Annotated in this window: 14 protein-coding genes; 8 read left to right on the top strand and 6 right to left on the bottom strand. The window is 65.7% G+C overall.

What is annotated here, in order from left to right; translation table 11 throughout:
- Position 1 precedes the first annotated feature (1 nt).
- From urtE to urtA, 5 genes are all read right to left on the bottom strand, one after another.
- Positions 2-691: an urea ABC transporter ATP-binding subunit UrtE gene (gene urtE / locus ACTIFF_RS15620; protein WP_439537663.1), complete on the bottom strand. Its 690-nt coding sequence runs from the start codon at positions 689-691 to the stop codon at positions 2-4.
- Between the two features lie 53 nt (positions 692-744).
- On the bottom strand, positions 745-1,488 hold the full coding sequence (gene urtD, locus ACTIFF_RS15615) for an urea ABC transporter ATP-binding protein UrtD (protein ID WP_439537662.1): 744 nt from the start codon (positions 1,486-1,488) through the stop codon (positions 745-747).
- Between the two features lie 17 nt (positions 1,489-1,505).
- Positions 1,506-2,723, bottom strand: a complete 1,218-nt coding sequence (gene urtC / locus ACTIFF_RS15610) for an urea ABC transporter permease subunit UrtC (protein WP_439537661.1) — start codon at positions 2,721-2,723, stop codon at positions 1,506-1,508.
- Positions 2,724-2,772: 49 nt separating this feature from the next.
- Positions 2,773-3,687 (bottom strand): urea ABC transporter permease subunit UrtB, encoded by a 915-nt coding sequence (urtB, locus tag ACTIFF_RS15605; RefSeq protein WP_439537660.1) that lies wholly within the window; start codon positions 3,685-3,687, stop codon positions 2,773-2,775.
- A gap of 121 nt (positions 3,688-3,808) precedes the next feature.
- Complete coding sequence (gene urtA / locus ACTIFF_RS15600) at positions 3,809-5,083, bottom strand: urea ABC transporter substrate-binding protein (protein WP_305613514.1); 1,275 nt, start codon at positions 5,081-5,083, stop codon at positions 3,809-3,811.
- 366 nt (positions 5,084-5,449) lie between these two features.
- Between urtA and ACTIFF_RS15595 the strand changes: the two genes are divergently transcribed.
- From ACTIFF_RS15595 to ACTIFF_RS15580, 4 genes are read left to right on the top strand one after another with little or no spacing between them, the layout of a single operon-like run.
- Positions 5,450-8,869 (top strand): ATP-binding protein, encoded by a 3,420-nt coding sequence (locus ACTIFF_RS15595; RefSeq protein ID WP_439537659.1) that lies wholly within the window; start codon positions 5,450-5,452, stop codon positions 8,867-8,869.
- Positions 8,853-9,767, top strand: a complete 915-nt coding sequence (locus ACTIFF_RS15590) for a response regulator (RefSeq protein WP_373691474.1) — start codon at positions 8,853-8,855, stop codon at positions 9,765-9,767. The genes ACTIFF_RS15595 and ACTIFF_RS15590 overlap by 17 nt, the downstream gene beginning before the upstream one ends.
- 5 nt (positions 9,768-9,772) lie before the next feature.
- Positions 9,773-10,339 (top strand): chlorite dismutase, encoded by a 567-nt coding sequence (locus ACTIFF_RS15585; RefSeq protein ID WP_439537658.1) that lies wholly within the window; start codon positions 9,773-9,775, stop codon positions 10,337-10,339.
- 60 nt (positions 10,340-10,399) lie between these two features.
- On the top strand, positions 10,400-11,602 hold the full coding sequence (locus ACTIFF_RS15580) for an AI-2E family transporter (protein ID WP_439537657.1): 1,203 nt from the start codon (positions 10,400-10,402) through the stop codon (positions 11,600-11,602).
- Between the two features lie 30 nt (positions 11,603-11,632).
- Here the strand turns inward: ACTIFF_RS15580 and ACTIFF_RS15575 are convergent, their stop codons facing one another.
- On the bottom strand, positions 11,633-12,229 hold the full coding sequence (locus ACTIFF_RS15575; RefSeq protein ID WP_439537656.1) for a hypothetical protein: 597 nt from the start codon (positions 12,227-12,229) through the stop codon (positions 11,633-11,635).
- Between the two features lie 191 nt (positions 12,230-12,420).
- On the opposite strand from ACTIFF_RS15575, the gene ACTIFF_RS15570 reads away from it, so the two are divergent.
- The 4 genes from ACTIFF_RS15570 to ACTIFF_RS15555 are packed head-to-tail and all read left to right on the top strand — an operon-like array spanning position 12,421 to position 16,800.
- On the top strand, positions 12,421-13,470 hold the full coding sequence (locus ACTIFF_RS15570; RefSeq protein ID WP_439537655.1) for a hypothetical protein: 1,050 nt from the start codon (positions 12,421-12,423) through the stop codon (positions 13,468-13,470).
- A complete protein-coding gene (locus ACTIFF_RS15565; protein ID WP_439537654.1) occupies positions 13,467-14,687 on the top strand; it encodes an O-antigen ligase family protein in 1,221 nt (406 codons plus the stop codon). Before ACTIFF_RS15570 ends, ACTIFF_RS15565 begins: the two co-directional genes overlap by 4 nt.
- Positions 14,688-14,692: 5 nt before the next feature.
- Positions 14,693-15,718 carry a glycosyltransferase family 9 protein gene (locus tag ACTIFF_RS15560; RefSeq protein WP_439537727.1) on the top strand — a complete coding sequence of 342 codons (1,026 nt, stop codon included), beginning with the start codon at positions 14,693-14,695 and terminating at the stop codon, positions 15,716-15,718.
- Positions 15,715-16,800 carry a glycosyltransferase gene (locus tag ACTIFF_RS15555; RefSeq protein WP_439537653.1) on the top strand — a complete coding sequence of 362 codons (1,086 nt, stop codon included), beginning with the start codon at positions 15,715-15,717 and terminating at the stop codon, positions 16,798-16,800. The genes ACTIFF_RS15560 and ACTIFF_RS15555 overlap by 4 nt, the downstream gene beginning before the upstream one ends.
- Position 16,801 lies beyond the last annotated feature (1 nt).

The raw sequence follows: 16,801 nt of genomic DNA, 5'->3' as shown, positions 1-16,801 counted from the left end.
CTCAGACGGACAGGAACTGCTTGATGCGCGCGGTATCCGTGTCGGCGCGCGTGCTTTCATGGACAAGGCGTCCGCCTTCGATGACGAACAGGCGGTCGGCCACGTCCATGGCGAAACTGAGGACCTGCTCGGACACGACGATGGTGATTTCGCGCAGCTTGCGAATCTCGTTCAGCGCCTTCGCGATGTCCTTGATGATCGAGGGCTGGATGCCTTCGGTCGGTTCGTCGAGCAGCAGCACCTTGGGGTCGGTGACCAGTGCGCGCGCGATGGCCAGCTGCTGCTGCTGCCCGCCGGACAGATTGCCGCCCTTGCGGCTGCGCATTTCCCACAGCACCGGAAAAAGGGCGTAGATCTCGTCCGGCACCTTCTTGACCTTGGCATTCTCGAGGCCGGTGTGGATGTTCTCCTCGACCGTCAGCGTCGGGAAAATCATGCGGCCCTGCGGCACGTAGGCGATGCCCTTGGCGACGCGCTTGTAGCTCTCGTCCCTGGACACTTCCTTGCCGGCGACTTCGATGTGGCCGCTCTTGATCGGCAGGATGCCGATCAGCGATTTGAACAGCGTGGTCTTGCCCATGCCGTTGCGGCCCATGATGGCGATCGTTTCGTTCTTGTTCGCTTCGAACGAAATGCCGTGCAGGGCCTCGCTCTGACCGTAGGCAACGTGGAGATCCTTGACGTTGAGCATGGTGGTGTCCTCTCGTGTTCGATGCGGGTGGCGTGCGGGATCGGTGACCGGACTCAGTGGCCCAGGTACACGTCGATGACCTTGGGATCGTTCTGCACCTTGTCCATCGATCCCTCGGCGAGGATCTTTCCCTGGTGCATGACGGTGACCTTGTGGGCGATGCGCTTGACGAAGTCCATGTCGTGCTCGATCACGATCACCGAGCGTCCCTTGCAGATGCGCTGCAGCAGCTCGCCGGTCAGTTCGCGCTCGCGCACGCTCATGCCGGCGATCGGCTCGTCGAGCATCAGCAGTTCGGGTTCCTGCATCAGCAACATGCCGATCTCCAGCCACTGCTTCTGGCCGTGGCTGAGCAGGCCGGCTTCGACGTCGAGCGAGTCGCCCAGGCTGATTTCGTCGGCCACCGACTGCACGCGTGCCTTCACCTCTTCGGTGCACCGGAAGCCCAGTGCGCCGAACACGCTGCGACCGCGCGGGAAGGACACCTCGAGGTTCTTGAAGACGGAGAGGTTTTCGTAGATCGACGGCGTCTGGAACTTGCGACCGATGCCGGAGCGCACGATCTTGTGCTCGGCCATCTTGGTCATTTCGTGGTTCTTGAACTTGATGCTGCCGCTGCTGGCGCGCGTCTTGCCGCAGATCAGGTCGAGCAGCGTGGTCTTGCCGGCACCGTTCGGGCCGATGATCACGCGCAGCTCGCCGCGATCCACGTACAGGGTCAGCGCGTCGATGGCCTTGAAACCGTCGAAGGACACGGTGAGGTCTTCCACCGCAAGTACGAAGTCGGTATTGCTCATGTCGGTCTCCGTTCGGATCAGGCGGATGTGCCCTGCACGCCGTCAGGCAATGCGGTGCGGGCCAGCGGCTTGCCGCCGTGCGGTGCGCCGCTGTGCAGCGGGGTGGCGGGCGGAACGTCGGACGACGGTGTGCTGTCGGTGCCGGCAGCGGGCTTGTCCTTGCGTTTGCCCAGGCGCGGCTTGACGTGGCTTTCGTACAGACCGGCCAGTCCGTTCGGGAAGGCGAGCACGACGCCGATGAACAGCGCAGCCATCAGGAACAGCCACAGGTCGGGGAAGCTTTCGGAAAAGTAGGTCTTGCCGAAATTGACCAGCAGCGCGCCATACACCGCACCGACCAGCGACATGCGTCCGCCGACGGCGGCGAAGATGACCATTTCGATCGACGGCACGATGCCGACCAGCGACGGCGACATGAAGCCGACCTGCAGCACGAACATCGCGCCGCCGATCGCCGACAGCATCGCGGCGAGGCAGAAGGCGAACACCTTGAACATCGACACGTCGTAGCCGGAGAAGCGCACGCGGTCTTCCTTGTCGCGCATCGCCAGCAGCAGCGTGCCGAGCTTGCTCAGCTGGATCCAGCGGCACAGCAGGATGGCGGCGATCAGCAGTCCGGCGTTGAGGAAGTACAGGATGTACTTGGCTTCGTCGGTGCGCGTGTCCCAGCCGAGGATGGTCTTCAGGTCGGTGATGCCGTTGACGCCGCCGGTGTAGCCTTGCTGACCGACGATGAGCACGGTCAGGATCAGGCACACCGCCTGCGTGATGATGGCGAAATACACGCCGCCGACCCGGCGCCGGAACATCGCGAAACTGATGATGAAGGCCAGCAGCGTGGGGATCAGCAGGACCGCCAGAAGCGCCAGCGGCAGGTGGCGGAACGGCTCCCACCACAGCGGCAGCTCGGTGATCTGGTTCCAGTCCATGAAGTCCGGAATGCCCGGGGTGCTCTGGATCTTGGTGGTTTCCGGATCGGATGCCTCCAGCTTCATGAACATGGCCATCATGTAGCCGCCGAGGCCGAAGAACACGCCCTGGCCGAGACTGAGCACGCCGCCGTAGCCCCACAGCATGACCAGGCCGACGGCGACGAAGGCGTAGGTGAGGTATTTGCCGACCAGATTCAGGCGGAACAAGTCCATCGTCAGCGGGAACACGACGACGATGATCAGCGCGAGTATCAGCACGCTTCCCATTCCGCTACGTGCCAGCCAGCTCTTGATTGAGTCCATTGGGTTCTCCTTGGATCGTGGGTATTCAGGGGTCGGAGCGCAGCCGGACTCAGCGGCGGATCTTCGAAGCAAAGAGGCCTTGCGGACGCAGCATCAGGATGGTCACGATCATCATCAGCGTGAGCACCTTGGCCATCGAGCCGGTCATGAAGAACTCGGCGATCGATTGCGTCTGGGCGATGCCGAAAGCCGAAGCCACGGTCCCGAGCAGACTGCCTGCGCCGCCGAAGGTCACCACCAGGAAGGCGTCGACGATGTACAGCGAACCGCTGGTCGGACCGGTCGAACCGATCGTCGTGAAGGCGGCTCCGGCGATGCCGGCAATGCCGCAGCCGATGGCGAAGGTCAGGCGGTCGGTGCGGCTGGTGTTGATGCCGGTGGCGTTGGCCATCGGGCGGTTGGCCACCGTGGCACGCACACGCAAGCCCCAGCGCGAGCGGTACAGGGCGAGCAGCACGCAGCCGGTCACCAGTGCGGTCAGCGCGAGCACGAACAGGCCGTTGATCGGGATGTCGAGACCTTCGGCCGGCGCCCACGAGCCCAGCAGCCAGTCGGGCAGGGTCGGACTCACTTCGCGTGCGCCGAAGGTCGAGCGGAAGGTCTGCTGCATGGCCAGCGACAGGCCCCAGGTGGCGAGCAGCGTGTCGAGCGGACGCTTGTACAGGTGTCGTATCAGCGCCCATTCGATGAACCAGCCGAAGGCGAAGGCGATGCAGAACGCCGCCGCGATGGCAAACGGGAAGTACATCGACGCGAAACCGGGCAGGAATGTTTCGGTCAGCGACGAGAACATGTAGATCGTGTAGGCGCCGATGGTCATGAACTCGCCATGCGCCATGTTGATCACGCCCATCTGGCCGAAGATGATGGCCAGCCCGAGGCCCATCAGCAGCAGCACCGAAAACAGGCTGAGGCCTGCGAAACCCTGCATCAGGGTGATGTTCATGATGTCGGTCAGTGACATGGTGATCTCCGGCTAGGGGGTATTCACAAATGAAGGTCGTGGGCCGATGAACGCTTGTGGATACGTCCTGGGCGGGGCCGGAGCCCGTGCGAGGAGACGCACGGACCCCGGACCGTCCGGCTTACTGGTAACCCTTGGGGAAGGGGTTCGGTTCGATCAGTTCGGGCGACTCGGCGACCACCTTGAACTGGCCGTCGAGTTGCGCCTGGCCGATGCGCGCCTTGCTCCACAGGTGATGGTTGTCATGCACCTTCACGTAGCCTTCGGGCGCGGTCTTCAACTCGATGCCGCCGGAGGCGGCGGCGATCTTGTCGACATCGAAGCTGCCGGCCTTTTCGACCGTCGCCTTCCAGATCCACGGGCCGAGATAGCCGGCCTGCGTCACGTCGCCGATCACCGACTTCGGACCGTAGGCCTTCTTGAATGCCTCGACGAAAGCCTTGTTGTTGGCGTTGTCGAGTGACTGGAAGTACTTCATCGACGAGTAGAAGCCGGCGATGTTTTCACCACCGATGCCCAGCACTTCGTCTTCGGTCACCGAAATGGTCAGCAGGAACTGCTTGTCCGCGGTGATGCCGGCAGCCTTGAGCTGCTTGTAGAAGGCAACGTTCGAGCCGCCGACCACGGCTGCGAAGATGCAGTCCGGCTTGGCCAGCTTGATCTTGTTGATCAGCGAGTTGAAATTGGTGTGGCCGAGCGGGTAGTACTCCTCGCCGGCGACCTTGCCGAGCTTGGCAACGGATTCGATGTGCTTGCGCGCGATCTTCATCGACGTGCGCGGCCAGATGTAGTCCGAACCGACCAGGAAGAAGGTCTTGGCCTTCTTCTCCTTCGCCGCCCAGTCGAGGCCGTACAGGATCTGCTGCGTGGCTTCCTGGCCGGTGTAGATCACGTTCTTCGACTGTTCCAGACCTTCGTAGAACGTCGGGTAGTACAGCATCCCGTTCTCTTTTTCGAAGATCGGCAGCACCGCCTTGCGCGAAGCCGACGTCCAGCAGCCGAACACGCACGCCACCTTGTCCTGCACCAGCAGCTTCTTCGACTTCTCGGCGAAGGTCGGCCAGTCGGACGCGCCGTCTTCCTTGATCACTCGGATCTTGCGGCCGAGCACGCCGCCCATCGCATTGATCTGGTCGATCGCCAGCTGTTCGGCCTGGATCGAGCCGGTTTCGGAAATGGCCATGGTGCCGGTCGCCGAGTGCAGCTGACCCACGACGACCTCGGTATCCGTCACTGCCAGCTTGGTGGTGTTCACCTTGGCCGTCGGGAACTGCGCTGCCTGGGCCAGCGCCATGCCGGGCATCATCATCGCGGGCATCGCGGCCATGCCCATCAGCACCTTGCGGCGCTGTTCATCGGTAAGCGGCGTCTGGATCGGATCTTTCTTGTCAGCCATAACTGTTCTCCTGAGCGGGGACGGGTTGGGGAGCTTCAGGCGATCCGGTATTGGCCGTTGATTCACTTTTGTGCGGTGCACCGCAACCGGTCGCTGCGGTCCGAAAAGTAGTTGTCGGGGGTGCGTAGCCGGAATACGTCAATCGACGTATGTGAGTACGCCGCGCAACACTCGGGATGCAGAGGGTTCGGTGCTAAGGTGAAGTCCTGCGCTGACGCACTGCACCACCAAGTGGCTCATGCACTTTTTTGGTGCGCTTTCGGCGGCGTGGAGGGAAGCTGTACCTTGTTCTCCGGGCAGGTGCTCACGCACCTCGCCCGGAGCGTTTCTTGCATGCGTCGGGCAGTCCTCCAGCCGCCCGATCCGATGTCAGAAGCCACCCAGCAGATTTTCAAGATCCGTCGCGACTACAACACCTGGGTCGCGACCGAAACGCTCGAGGACTATGCGCTGCGCTACACGCCGCGCAGCTTCCGCAAATGGTCGGAATGGCGGGTCGCCAACACCGCCTTCGGGGCCGTGTCGTTTCTCGCGCTGGAAGCCATCGGCGGCGCGATCGCGCTGAACTACGGCTTCACCAACGCGCTGTGGGCCATCCTGTTCGTCGGCCTGATCACCTTCCTGACCGGCCTGCCCATCAGCTACTGCGCCGCCAAGTACGGCGTCGACATGGATCTGCTGACGCGCGGCGCCGGCTTCGGCTATCTGGGCTCGACGATCACCTCGCTCGTTTACGCCAGTTTCACCTTCATCTTCTTCGCCATCGAGGCGGCCATCATGGCGCTGGCGTTCGAGCTGTATTTCGGCATGCCGCTCGCGTGGGCCTATCTGCTGTGCGCGGTGGTGGTGATTCCGCTGGTGATCCACGGCGTGACGCTGATCAGCCGCATCCAGCTGTGGACGCAGCCGGTGTGGATCGTGCTGCTGGTGCTCCCGTACATTGCGGTGTGGCTGCAGGCGCCGGAAATGTTCAGCGACTTCACCAGCATGAGCGGCCGCTCGTCGGGCAACGCCGACTTCGACTGGCTGATGTTCGGTGCTGCCTCCACCGTGGCCATTTCGCTTGTGGTGCAGATCGGCGAACAGGTCGATTACCTGCGCTTCCTGCCGGAAAAGAACCGCGAGAACCGCTACCGCTGGTGGGCCGCCGTGCTGATTGCCGGCCCGGGCTGGATCGTGCCCGGCATGGTCAAGATGCTGGGCGGCGCCTTTCTCGCCTTTCTCGCGCTGCAGGCCATGGTGCCGGCCGACCGTGCGCTCGAACCGACGCAGATGTATCTGGCCGGCTACGGCTATGTGTTCGATTCTCCGGCGGTCGTGCTGGCGGTGACTGTCGTCTTCGTCATCGTGTCGCAGCTCAAGATCAATGTGACCAACGCCTACGCCGGGTCGCTCGCTTGGTCGAATTTCTTTGCCCGGCTGACGCACAGCCACCCGGGCCGCGTCGTTTGGCTGGTGTTCAATGTGGTGATCGCGCTGCTGCTGATGCTGCTCGGCGTGTTCGAGGCGCTGGAGCACGTGCTGGGTCTGTACGCCAACCTCGCCATCGCGTGGGTCGGCGCACTGGTGGCCGATCTTGTGGTGAACAAGCCGCTCGGCCTGTCGCCGTCGCACATCGAATTCAAGCGCGCACACCTGTACGAGATCAATCCGGTCGGGCTGGGGTCCATGGCGATCGCCACCGTCGTGTCGGTACTGGCCTACACCGGCTGGATGGGGGATGCGGCGCAGGCGTTTTCGCCGGTCATTTCGCTCGCCACCGCCTTCGTCACCGCGCCGCTGATCGCCTGGGCGACGCGCGGCCGCTACTACATCGCGCGCCGCAGCACGATGCAGTGGCGTCCGGGTCAGACCGTCACCTGCCATGTCTGCGAAAACGGCTTCGAATCGGAAGACATGGCCTACTGCCCGGCCTATGGGCAGCCGATTTGCTCGCTGTGCTGCACGCTGGAATCGCGCTGCCACGACCGCTGCAAGACCGATGCGAGTGCGGCGGCCCAACTGCATGCCGTGCTCAACGCCATCCTGCCGATGCGCCTGGCGCGCCGGGTCAATTTCAGGGTCGGCCACTTCCTGGTCGTGTTCCTGTCGCTGACTGCGCTGCTGGCGGTCATCTTTGGCGTCGTGTACTACCAGGAGGCGGTGGTCGCGGATCTGTACGCGTCGGCGCGCGAACCCCTGCTGCTGAGCTTGCTCAAGACTTTCGCGCTGCTGGTGCTGCTGTGCGCCGTGTGCGCCTGGTGGATCGTGCTTGGCTCGGAAAGCCGGCGCCTGGCGCAGGACGAGTCGAACCGGCAGAACCAGTTGCTGATGCGAGAGGTGGATGCCCACCGCAAGACGGACCTCGCCTTGCAGAAGGCGAAGGATTCCGCCGAATCGGCCAACCTCGCGAAGACGCGCTATGTGACCGGCATCAGTCACGAACTGCGCACGCCGCTGAACAGCATTCTCGGCTATGCGCAGATTCTGCTGCGCGAGCTGGGGCAGGGCTCGCCAGCGACGGCTACGCTGACCCAGGTCGATACCCAGCGGCGCGCGCTCGGCACCATCCTGCGCAGCGGCGAACACCTGCTGGGGCTGATCGACGGCCTGCTCGACCTCGCCCGCATCGAAGCCGGCAAGCTGCGGCTCGATCCGTCACCGATGCCGATGCGCGAACTGCTCGATGACCTGGCCAAGATGTTCGAGCCGCAGGCGGTGCGCAAGGGCCTGCGCTTTCGCATCGAAACGACCGGCCGCATGCCCGACTACGTGCGGGTGGACGTGAAGCGGCTACGCCAGGTGCTGATCAACCTGCTGGCCAATGCGGTGAAGTTCACGTCGCGCGGCGAAGTGGTGCTGCGCATCGACTACCGGATGGAAGTCGCGCGTTTCGAGGTGGCCGATACCGGGCCGGGCATTGCGCCGGAAGACCACGCGCGCATCTTCGTGCCATTCGAACGCAGCAGTTCGGGCCGCGGTCAGGCCGAACCCGGGGCCGGCCTCGGGCTGACCATCAGCCGCATGCTGACTTCGTTGATGGGCGGCGAACTGACGCTGGAGAGCGAACCGGGTCGTGGCAGCACGTTCCGGCTGCGCCTCTACCTGCCGGAATACCTGTCGGTGCCGACCAAGGTCAGACCGACGCGCCAGGTTATCGGTTACGACGGCGAACGCCGACGTGCGCTGCTGATCGACGACGACGCCACGCAGCGCCACATGCTGGCGGCCATGCTGCTGCCGCTCGGTTTCGGCATCGACGAGGCGGCGAGCGGGCGCGAAGGGCTCGAAAGGGTCGCGCTGCAGCGCCCCGACGTGGTGCTGCTCGACATCAACATGGACGGCATGGATGGCTGGGAAACCGCGCGCCACCTGCAGCACACGGCCGGGGCACCGATTCCGGTCATCATGGTGTCGGCCAATGTATTCGACAACCGCAGCGAACTGCTGCGCAGCTCAGGCTGCGCCGGCTTCGTACCCAAGCCGGTCATGGAATCGGAGCTGCTGGAACAATTGCGCGACGCGCTCGATCTGACATGGCACGTCGATGAACCGGAATCCCGGAATGTTGCATCCCGCAACGACGAAGGCGATGTACCCTTGCGGGCGCTGGACGAAGAGGAACGCTCGGCCCTGCTCAGGCTGTCGCGTCTCGGCCACGTGAACGGCATCGCGACACTGCTCGATGCCATCGCGGAACGGTCGGACGAGGCGCGCGAAGATTGCGGCCGGCTGCGCAAGCTCATCGATGGTTTTGACCTGATCCGTTTCACCGAATTGCTGCAACGTGATGCCCATGTCCAATGATTCCCCATTCCATCAGCCGGTCGTGCTGGTGGTGGACGACGCGCCGGATTCGCTCGGCTTTCTGTGCGAGGCGCTGTCCCAGGCCGGCTATCTGGTGCTGATCGCCAATGACGGCGAGTCAGCGCTGGCCCGGCTCGAACTGGTCGTGCCCGACGCCATCCTCCTGGATGCGGTCATGCCCGGCCTGTCCGGCTTCGAAACCTGCCGCCTGATCCGAGAAGAGCCAGGTCTGTCGCACGTGCCGGTCATCTTCATGACCGGCCTGTCGGGCACGGCGGAAGTGGTCGAAGGTTTCACCGCCGGCGGCACCGACTACGTGGTCAAGCCGCTGCGCGTCGAGGAAGTGCTGGCACGGCTGTCGGCCCATGTGCGCAATGCGCGAGCCGTGCGCATCGCGCGGCAGGCGGTGGATGTGGCCGGGCTGGGCGTGCTGGTGATCGACGCGCTCGGCCGCATCGCCTGGCGCTCGCCGCGGGCCGCGGACAGCCTTGCGCAGTTCGGCATCGACGCATCCGTTACGCCGCCTGGCGAGTCGCTGGCCCAGCTTGCGCGCATGGCGGACGAACCGGGCACCGACGCAAAGCTGATCGGCGAGAGCGGCGAGAATTCACTCTATGCGCGCAGCCTGGGCGCAGTCGGGCTGGGCGAGCACATGCTGCTGCTCGACGTGCGCCGGCGCGGCGAATCGAGCACCCGCATCGCCGGTGCCCAGCTGACGCCGCGCGAGGCGGAAGTGCTGTCTTGGCTGGCCAAGGGCAAGACCAACCGCGACATCGGCGACATCCTCGGCATGAGCCCGCGCACCGTGAACAAGCACCTCGAACACGTCTACGAAAAGCTCGGCGTCGAAACGCGTGCCGCCGCAGCGGCGCTCGCGATGCGGGCGGAAAGCGACTGATCGTCATGGCCGAGATGGCAACCCCGCGCCTGTATACCTTCTCCGCCGGAGATGCCGGCCCGTGGCACATCACCGGGGTGCGCGCCGTGATCGGCGAAGGCCTGGCGATGGCGCCGCGGCTCGACATCGTCGCCGGGGCGGCTGAAGCCGCCGGAGCGTGGCGGCTGCGCGGCATCGCCAGCAACGAGCGCTATGTCACCCGGCCGGAAAAGCAGCAGCTGCTTGCACTGCAGCCGCCGCTGGCCCGCGCCGGGGCGCGCAGCGCCGCGCTGATTCCGATCCGCAAATCGGCTGTCTGGTGGGCGCTGACGCAGGACGAACGACGCGACATCCTGGAAGAACAATCGCACCACGTGGCGCTTGGCATGCGCGCGCTGCCTGCGGTGGCGCGCAAGCTGCACCACTGCCGCGATCTGTCGGAGACCGAACCGTTCGACTTCCTGACCTGGTTCGAATTCGCACCGCAGGACGCCGCCGTGTTCGACGAACTCACCGCCGCCCTGCGCGCCTCGCCCGAGTGGGCCTACGTCGAACGTGAAGTCGAAGTGACGCTGGCGTTCGATCCGCGCTGACGGCCCCTGCAGGGCGAGTGGGACCCGGAGGTTCCAGGGCGGCTCGGGTAGTATCCGGCGATGAATCCACTCTCCGCACCCCACGGTACCCCGCCTGCCGAAGATATCCCGCCCTCCCGCATCGAACCCGCTGCCCTGGCGGCCGACGACATGTTGCCGCCTGCCCGATCCGAACCGGAGTCGCTGCCCGAGATCGTGCAGGCCGTCGCCGCGGTGCCGCGTCTGCGCAACGGCTCGCGTGCGCTGATCGGGCTGTTCTGGCTGGCCGCACTGGGTGCGGTGTACTTTGCCAGAGCCCTGTTGATGCCCATCGTGCTGGCGGTGCTGTTCGCCCTGCTGCTGGCGCCGCTGGTCACCCTGCTGAAGAAGTGGCGCATCCATGAATCGATTGCCGCCGGCGTGGTGGTCGTGATGTTGGTCGGCGGCGTGGGGGCGGGGCTGTACTTTCTGACCAATCCGGCGCTCGACTGGCTGGAACGCTCGCCGCGCGCGCTGCGCGAGGTCGAGGTCAAGCTGCTCAAACTGCAGCGGCCGGTGGAAGAGGTGCGCGAAGCGACCGAGCGCCTCGAGGCCATGACGTCCAGCAACGACAATCCAAAGGTAAGGTCGGTGGTGCTGAAGGAACCGGGCCTGGGGTCGGTGCTGTTCACCGGCACGCAGTACTTCCTGATCGGCGCCGCCTCGACCGTGGTGCTGCTTTATTTCCTGCTGGCGTCGGGCGATGGCTTCCTGCGCAAGGTGGTGCGGCTGATGCCGACCCTGCGCGACAAGATCCGCGCCATCGGCGTGGCGCGCCAGATACAGCAGGACATCGGCCGCTACTTCCTGACCCTCAGCACCATCAATGCCGGTCTGGGCGTGGCGACCGCCGCTGCCATGTATCTGCTCGACATGCCCAACCCGGCGCTCTGGGGTGTCATGGCCGGCCTGCTCAATTTCATTCCCTATCTCGGACCGACGCTGTGCCTGCTCGCGCTGTCGCTCGCCGCGCTGATCAACTTCGACAGCGTGGCCGAGGCGTGGGCGATTCCGGCCAGTTTCCTCGTCATCACCGTCATCGAAGGCCAGTTCATCCAGCCGATGTTCGCCGGGCGCATGCTGTCGCTCAATCCGGTGGCCGTGTTCATCAGCTTCCTGTTCTGGGGCTGGCTGTGGGGCATCGCCGGCATGCTGATCGCCGTGCCGATGCTCGTCCTCATCAAGGTCGTGTGTTCGCACGTCGAACACTGGGAGCCGATCGGCACCTTCCTCGACCGGTCGTGACCGGCCGCCGGAGGTCGTGCGGACCTTGTATCAGGGGGCTCCGGGCGCGGCGTCAGTGAAACTGTAGCCGGCGCACAGCGCATCCTTGTTGCCCCAGGTGGCGCCGGAACTGACCCGCGCTTCGGCGTCGGCGCAGGTCATCCAGTCGGGGCGCGCACCGAGCAGGTGGTCCATGCGCGCCCAGAAGAGGTCGTAGATGGCGGTGCCCTTGACCGGACCGCCGATGCGCGGCGTAGTCTGGGTGGTCGGCGTCATGCCGAAGGACGACACCGTCGTGCTGCGCTTGTAGGTGAGCAGCGAAAGCCGTGCTTTCGCGCCGCCACCGGTTTCGCTGACCGTCAGCGTCCAGCTGTCGTCGCCGACGATGCGCACCATCTGCGAATAGAACACCCAGTCGCGTTCGGCCAACAGGCTGTTGTCACCCGGCTTGATCCGGAAGTCGTCGCCGTCGGCCAGTCGCCACAGTCGGGTGGCGGCGGCCAGCACGTCCTGCGCGGTGCGGCCCGGATAATCGCGCGTCAGCACCTGTTCGAGTTCGGCCTCGCTCATCGGCGGGCGCGGGGTCACGCATCCGGTCAGGCAGGCCGTACAGAGCAGCAGTGCGGCGAAGGGGAGAAGTCGCTTCATCGGTTCGAGGGTTGTCAAAAGGGTGAGCACTCGCTTTCGGCCAGCCGGGCGCCGTGCGGGCAGGTTCGGCCAGTTCGGGCATTTCCAGCATTTCGCCCATGATGCCGCAATCGCAGCTGCGCGCCGCTGGAAGCGCGCCGGGCGCCTTCAGGGTAGCATCGCGACTTTCCGCAATATCGCCCTGCGCCGGCATGTCAGATTCCCGAACGGACGCCGTCACGGTTGCCGTCTATTTCGTTGCCTCTCCCCTGCAGTACCTCGCGGCACAGCGCATCGCGCGCGATATCGAGCCCGGCGCGCGTCAGGTGCTGGTCTGGTACAAGCCGGGCCTGAAGCCGGTGGTCGACGCCTCGGAATGGGATGCGTGCAGCTACATGCCATGGCCGCGCTGGGAGCCGCTGCCCGGCTGGTTCGGGCGGCACCGCCGGCTGCGCGCGAACATCGATCTGGTTGCGGGTCTGGTCGGGCGATGTGACACCTTGCTGCTGCACAGCGCGGTGTTCGACACCGAAGCGATCAATTACTTCCTGCATGCGCTGCCGCGCCGCGCCGGCGCGCGCACGATGCATGCGCGGATACTGCCCGACGGGCTGATCAGCATCCGCCGCTACCCGCTGTCGCTGCCGAAGCGGCTGATGCAGCGTGTCCGCCTGCTGCGTCGCCTGATCGCGCCCGAACTGCGCTACCGCTGTTTCGACGGCGACCGCATCGGTTCGGACGCGGACTTCTGCGACCGCATCTACGTGCTGCCCGGTCTGCCGCACGCCTACCCGGCCCACAAGGTGTGCGTACTGCCGCCGCTGGTCAGCCGCGCGCAGCCGGTCTTCGAAGACGATGCCGGGCCGCGTCGCGCGCTGGTGATCGGCCAGCCGCTGGTCGGCGCCGGTCTGCTGCCGGCGCCCGCACTGGCGCCGCTGACCGAGCGCATCCGCGGCTGGCTGACCGGGCAGGGCATTGCGGAGATCGACTACAAGGCGCACCCGAAAGACCCCGGCCACGAACTGCGCCACCCGGATTACCAGCTGATCGAGCCCGATTGCGCGCTGGAAATGCATATGGCGCGCACCCGCTACGATGCCGTCGTGGGCGTGCGCTCGAGCGCGCTGCTGTTCGCGCGCCAGATCTATCCGCCGGCGGTGCAGGTGGTCGCCTTCGGCTGGGCCGACGCGCTGTTCAAAAGCGAGCAGGAAAAAACCGACATGAAGCAGGCCTTTGAACAGTGCGGAGTCCGTTTCGCATGATCACCACGCTGCGCGAACGGATTCCGTTCATCAACTCCTGGCTGCTGGCCGGCGTGTTCTTCTCGATTCCGTTGACCGTGGCACCGGCCTACTGGCTGAGTGCGCTGATCCTCGTCTTCTGGCTGGTCGAAGGACGCTACGCGGAAAAGTTGCGCGCGCTGGCGGCCGAACCGCTGGTGTGGCTGTTTGCTGCCTATTACGCGGTGTTCGCGCTGTCGCTGCTGTGGACCGAAGACCTCGACTGGGGGCGGCGCATGACTGGTCGACAGGGCTTTTTCCTGCTGTTCGCGCTGTATTTCAGCGTTGCGCGGCGCGAGCATTTCGGCCGCTATGTCAGCGCCTTCCTGCTGTCTGTCGCCTGCTGCGAAGCGCTGGCCTTCTACAACTGGGCGCAACTGCACGTGTGGCCGGATCTGCCCGACGGGATCCGGGTGGAGAAGGGCGCCGACGACACCGCTCCGTTCGTCGACCGCATGATGTACACACCGGCGCTGGCCCTGGCCGGCTATCTGGCGGGGCACCGCCTGCTGTTCGAGGCGCGCACCGCCGGCGTTCGGATGCTGTACGCCGTCCTGCTGCTGACCACCACGCTCAATCTGCTGATTGCCGGTGGTCGCGCCGGTCTGCTCGGCTTTCTGGTGCTGCTGGCGCTGCTGGTGTTCCAGCGCTTTGCACGCCGCCCGCTGCTGGCGGCGGTGCTGGCCGGCGTGCTGTCGCTCGGCATCGTCGCGGGGGGCTATGCCGGCAATGACTACTTCCGCGAGCGCGTCGACGCCGGCATCGACGAACTGGTCAACTACCAGGACCGCCCCAATACGTCGATCGGCCTGCGCATCGTCTATGCCAGCAACGCCTGGCGCATGTTTTCCGAGTCGCCCTGGCTGGGTGTGGGCATCGGCGACTACCTGGTCGAATACACCAAGGTGAATGCAATCCATACGCCGCAATGGGAGCCGATGTACAACCCGCACAACCAGTATCTGTATGCGCTGACCAATGCCGGCATTCCGGCCGGCGTGCTGGTGCTGGCGGTGCTGCTGTTTCCGCTCGTGCGACGCGGGCCGGCGGACGGCCGGCAACGCATCCGCAAGGCGTTGCCGGTGCTGTTCATTCCGATCTGCCTGTTCGAGTCCTATCTGATGCGTTCCAACCTCAGCATGATGTATGTGCTTTTTCTCGCCGCGCTGTGGTGTGGCGTGAAGGAGCGTCCGGCTTGAAACGTGTGCTCATCGTGCGCACGTCGGCGATCGGCGACGTGGTGTTTGCGTCACCGCTGGCCGCTGCGATCAAGCGCACCCATCCCGATGCCTTCGTCGCCTGGCTGGTCGAGCCGGGCATCGATGCGCTGATTGCGCACGATCCGGCCATCGATGCGCGCATCCTGTGGCCGAAGGCCGAGTGGGCGCAGCTGTGGCGCAGCGGCAGGCGCATCGAGTTGTGGCGCCGCGTGCGCGCCTTGCGTGCGGAACTGCGCAGCCACCATTTCGATACCGTGCTCGACCTGCAGGGGCTGCTCAAAAGTGGCGTGCTCGCCTGGCTTTCGAGCGCGCCGACCCGCATCGGGCTGGGGTCGCGCGAGGGCAGCCAGTGGCTGATGAGCCGCGTGGTGCCGCGCGGTGGCGACGTCGCCCGCATTTCATCCGAATACCTGCATCTGGCCGAACAGCTCGAGCTCGACACCGGCGATTTCATGCCGGCGCTGCATGTGGCGCCCGAAGCCGACGCGCGCGCGCAGGCGCTGCGGGCGGAATACGGTCTGGTGCCGGGTGGTTACGCCGTGTTCGCCGCCTTCACGACGCGGCCGCAGAAGCACTGGTTCGAAGACGCCTGGCAGACGCTGGCGCCGCAACTGGCGGCGCGGACAGGTTTGACGCCGGTGCTGCTCGGTGGCCCGGGCGACGCGCAGGCGGCGGCCCGCATCGCAGCCGGTGCGCCCGGCCTGATCAACCTGGTCGGGCGGACGAAGCTGCCGGAAGCGGCGGCATTGGTGCGCAGCGCCGGTCTGCTGGTCGGCGTCGATACCGGCCTCACGCACATGGGCATCGCGTTTTCGGTGCCGACCGTTGCCATTTTCGGGTCCACCTGCCCATACACGAAGACCGGTCGGGCCAACGCCCGCGTCATCTGGCTCGGCATGCACTGTTCGCCGTGCCGGCGCCGGCCGACCTGTGGCGGCGCCTGGACCTGCCTGCGCGACATCACGCCGGAGCGCGTGCTGGAGGAGGTCGTCAAGGTGCGGTCGCCATGAAGGTGCTTCACGTCGAAGCGGGCAAGCACTATTACGGTGGCGCCCGTCAGGTGGCCTACATCGTCGAGGGGCTGGCGCGGCGCGGCGTGACCAACGTGCTCGCCTGCCCGCCCGGTGCGGGCATCGCCGGCGCGTGCGCCGGTCATGCGCAGGTGGTCGAGATGAAGATGGGCGGCGATGCCGACGCCGGCATGGCGCTGCGGCTGGCCGCACTGATACGCGCCGCGCGGCCGGACATCCTGCATCTGCACAGCCGCCGCGGTGCCGATCTGTGGGGCGGCGTCGCCGCGCGGCTCACCGGCACGCGCTGCGTGCTGTCGCGTCGCGTGGACAACCCGGAAGCGCGCTGGCTGGTTGCGCTGAAGTACCGGCTGTTCGACCATGTCATCACGATTTCCGAAGGGATCCGCCAGGTGCTGCTGTCGGAAGGGCTGGCGGCCGACCGGGTCAGCTGCGTGCGCAGCGCGGTCGACGCGACGCCGTATCTCGTACCGGTCGACGCGCTTGCCTTCCGGCGCGAGTTCGATCTGCCACCCGACGCGCGCGTGATCGGCGTCGTGGCGCAGCTCATCGCGCGCAAGGGCCATCGATACGTGATCGATGCGGTCGATACGCTGCGTGCGGCCTGTCCGGATGTACGGGTGCTTTTTTTTGGCCAGGGACCGCTGCGCGAAGCGCTCGAAGCCGAGGTGCGGGCGCGCGGGCTGAACGGGGTCATCCGCTTCGCCGGCTTCCGCAGCGATCTGCCGCGCTGGCTCGGGGGGCTGGACATCCTCGCCCACCCGGCCGACATGGAAGGGCTGGGCGTATCGCTGCTGCAGGCTTCGGCTGCGGCGGTGCCCATCGTGACCTGCCGTGCCGGCGGTCTGCCCGAAGCAGTGGCCGACGGTGTCAGCGGCCTGCTGATCGAACCGGGCGATGTCGCCGCTCTCACCGCTGCACTGCGCCGCCTGCTGGACGACGCACCGCTGCGTCGCCGCCTCGGCGCGGCCGGCCGGGCGCGCATACTGGCCGACTTTTCGGTCGATGCGATGGTGGACGGCAATCTTGCAATCTATCGTCGCCTGCTTGAACAGGAATGAA

This window comes from Methyloversatilis sp., from assembly GCF_051861465.1.
In the GTDB taxonomy this organism is placed as follows: Bacteria; Pseudomonadota; Gammaproteobacteria; order Burkholderiales; family Rhodocyclaceae; genus Methyloversatilis.
The sequence above is the reverse complement of the archived record's forward strand: the minus strand, read 5'-3'. Positions and strand labels throughout refer to the sequence as shown.

Coding starts and splice junctions, on each gene's coding strand:
- urtE (WP_439537663.1), bottom strand. CDS start 691: ATGCTCAACGTCAAGGATCTCCACGTTGCCTACGGTCAGAGCGAGGCC.
- urtD (WP_439537662.1), bottom strand. CDS start 1,488: ATGAGCAATACCGACTTCGTACTTGCGGTGGAAGACCTCACCGTGTCC.
- ACTIFF_RS15590 (WP_373691474.1), top strand. CDS start 8,853: ATGCCCATGTCCAATGATTCCCCATTCCATCAGCCGGTCGTGCTGGTG.
- ACTIFF_RS15565 (WP_439537654.1), top strand. CDS start 13,467: ATGATCACCACGCTGCGCGAACGGATTCCGTTCATCAACTCCTGGCTG.
- urtA (WP_305613514.1), bottom strand. CDS start 5,083: ATGGCTGACAAGAAAGATCCGATCCAGACGCCGCTTACCGATGAACAG.
- urtC (WP_439537661.1), bottom strand. CDS start 2,723: ATGGACTCAATCAAGAGCTGGCTGGCACGTAGCGGAATGGGAAGCGTG.
- ACTIFF_RS15595 (WP_439537659.1), top strand. CDS start 5,450: ATGTCAGAAGCCACCCAGCAGATTTTCAAGATCCGTCGCGACTACAAC.
- urtB (WP_439537660.1), bottom strand. CDS start 3,687: ATGTCACTGACCGACATCATGAACATCACCCTGATGCAGGGTTTCGCA.
- ACTIFF_RS15555 (WP_439537653.1), top strand. CDS start 15,715: ATGAAGGTGCTTCACGTCGAAGCGGGCAAGCACTATTACGGTGGCGCC.
- ACTIFF_RS15585 (WP_439537658.1), top strand. CDS start 9,773: ATGGCCGAGATGGCAACCCCGCGCCTGTATACCTTCTCCGCCGGAGAT.
- ACTIFF_RS15570 (WP_439537655.1), top strand. CDS start 12,421: ATGTCAGATTCCCGAACGGACGCCGTCACGGTTGCCGTCTATTTCGTT.
- ACTIFF_RS15580 (WP_439537657.1), top strand. CDS start 10,400: ATGAATCCACTCTCCGCACCCCACGGTACCCCGCCTGCCGAAGATATC.
- ACTIFF_RS15575 (WP_439537656.1), bottom strand. CDS start 12,229: ATGAAGCGACTTCTCCCCTTCGCCGCACTGCTGCTCTGTACGGCCTGC.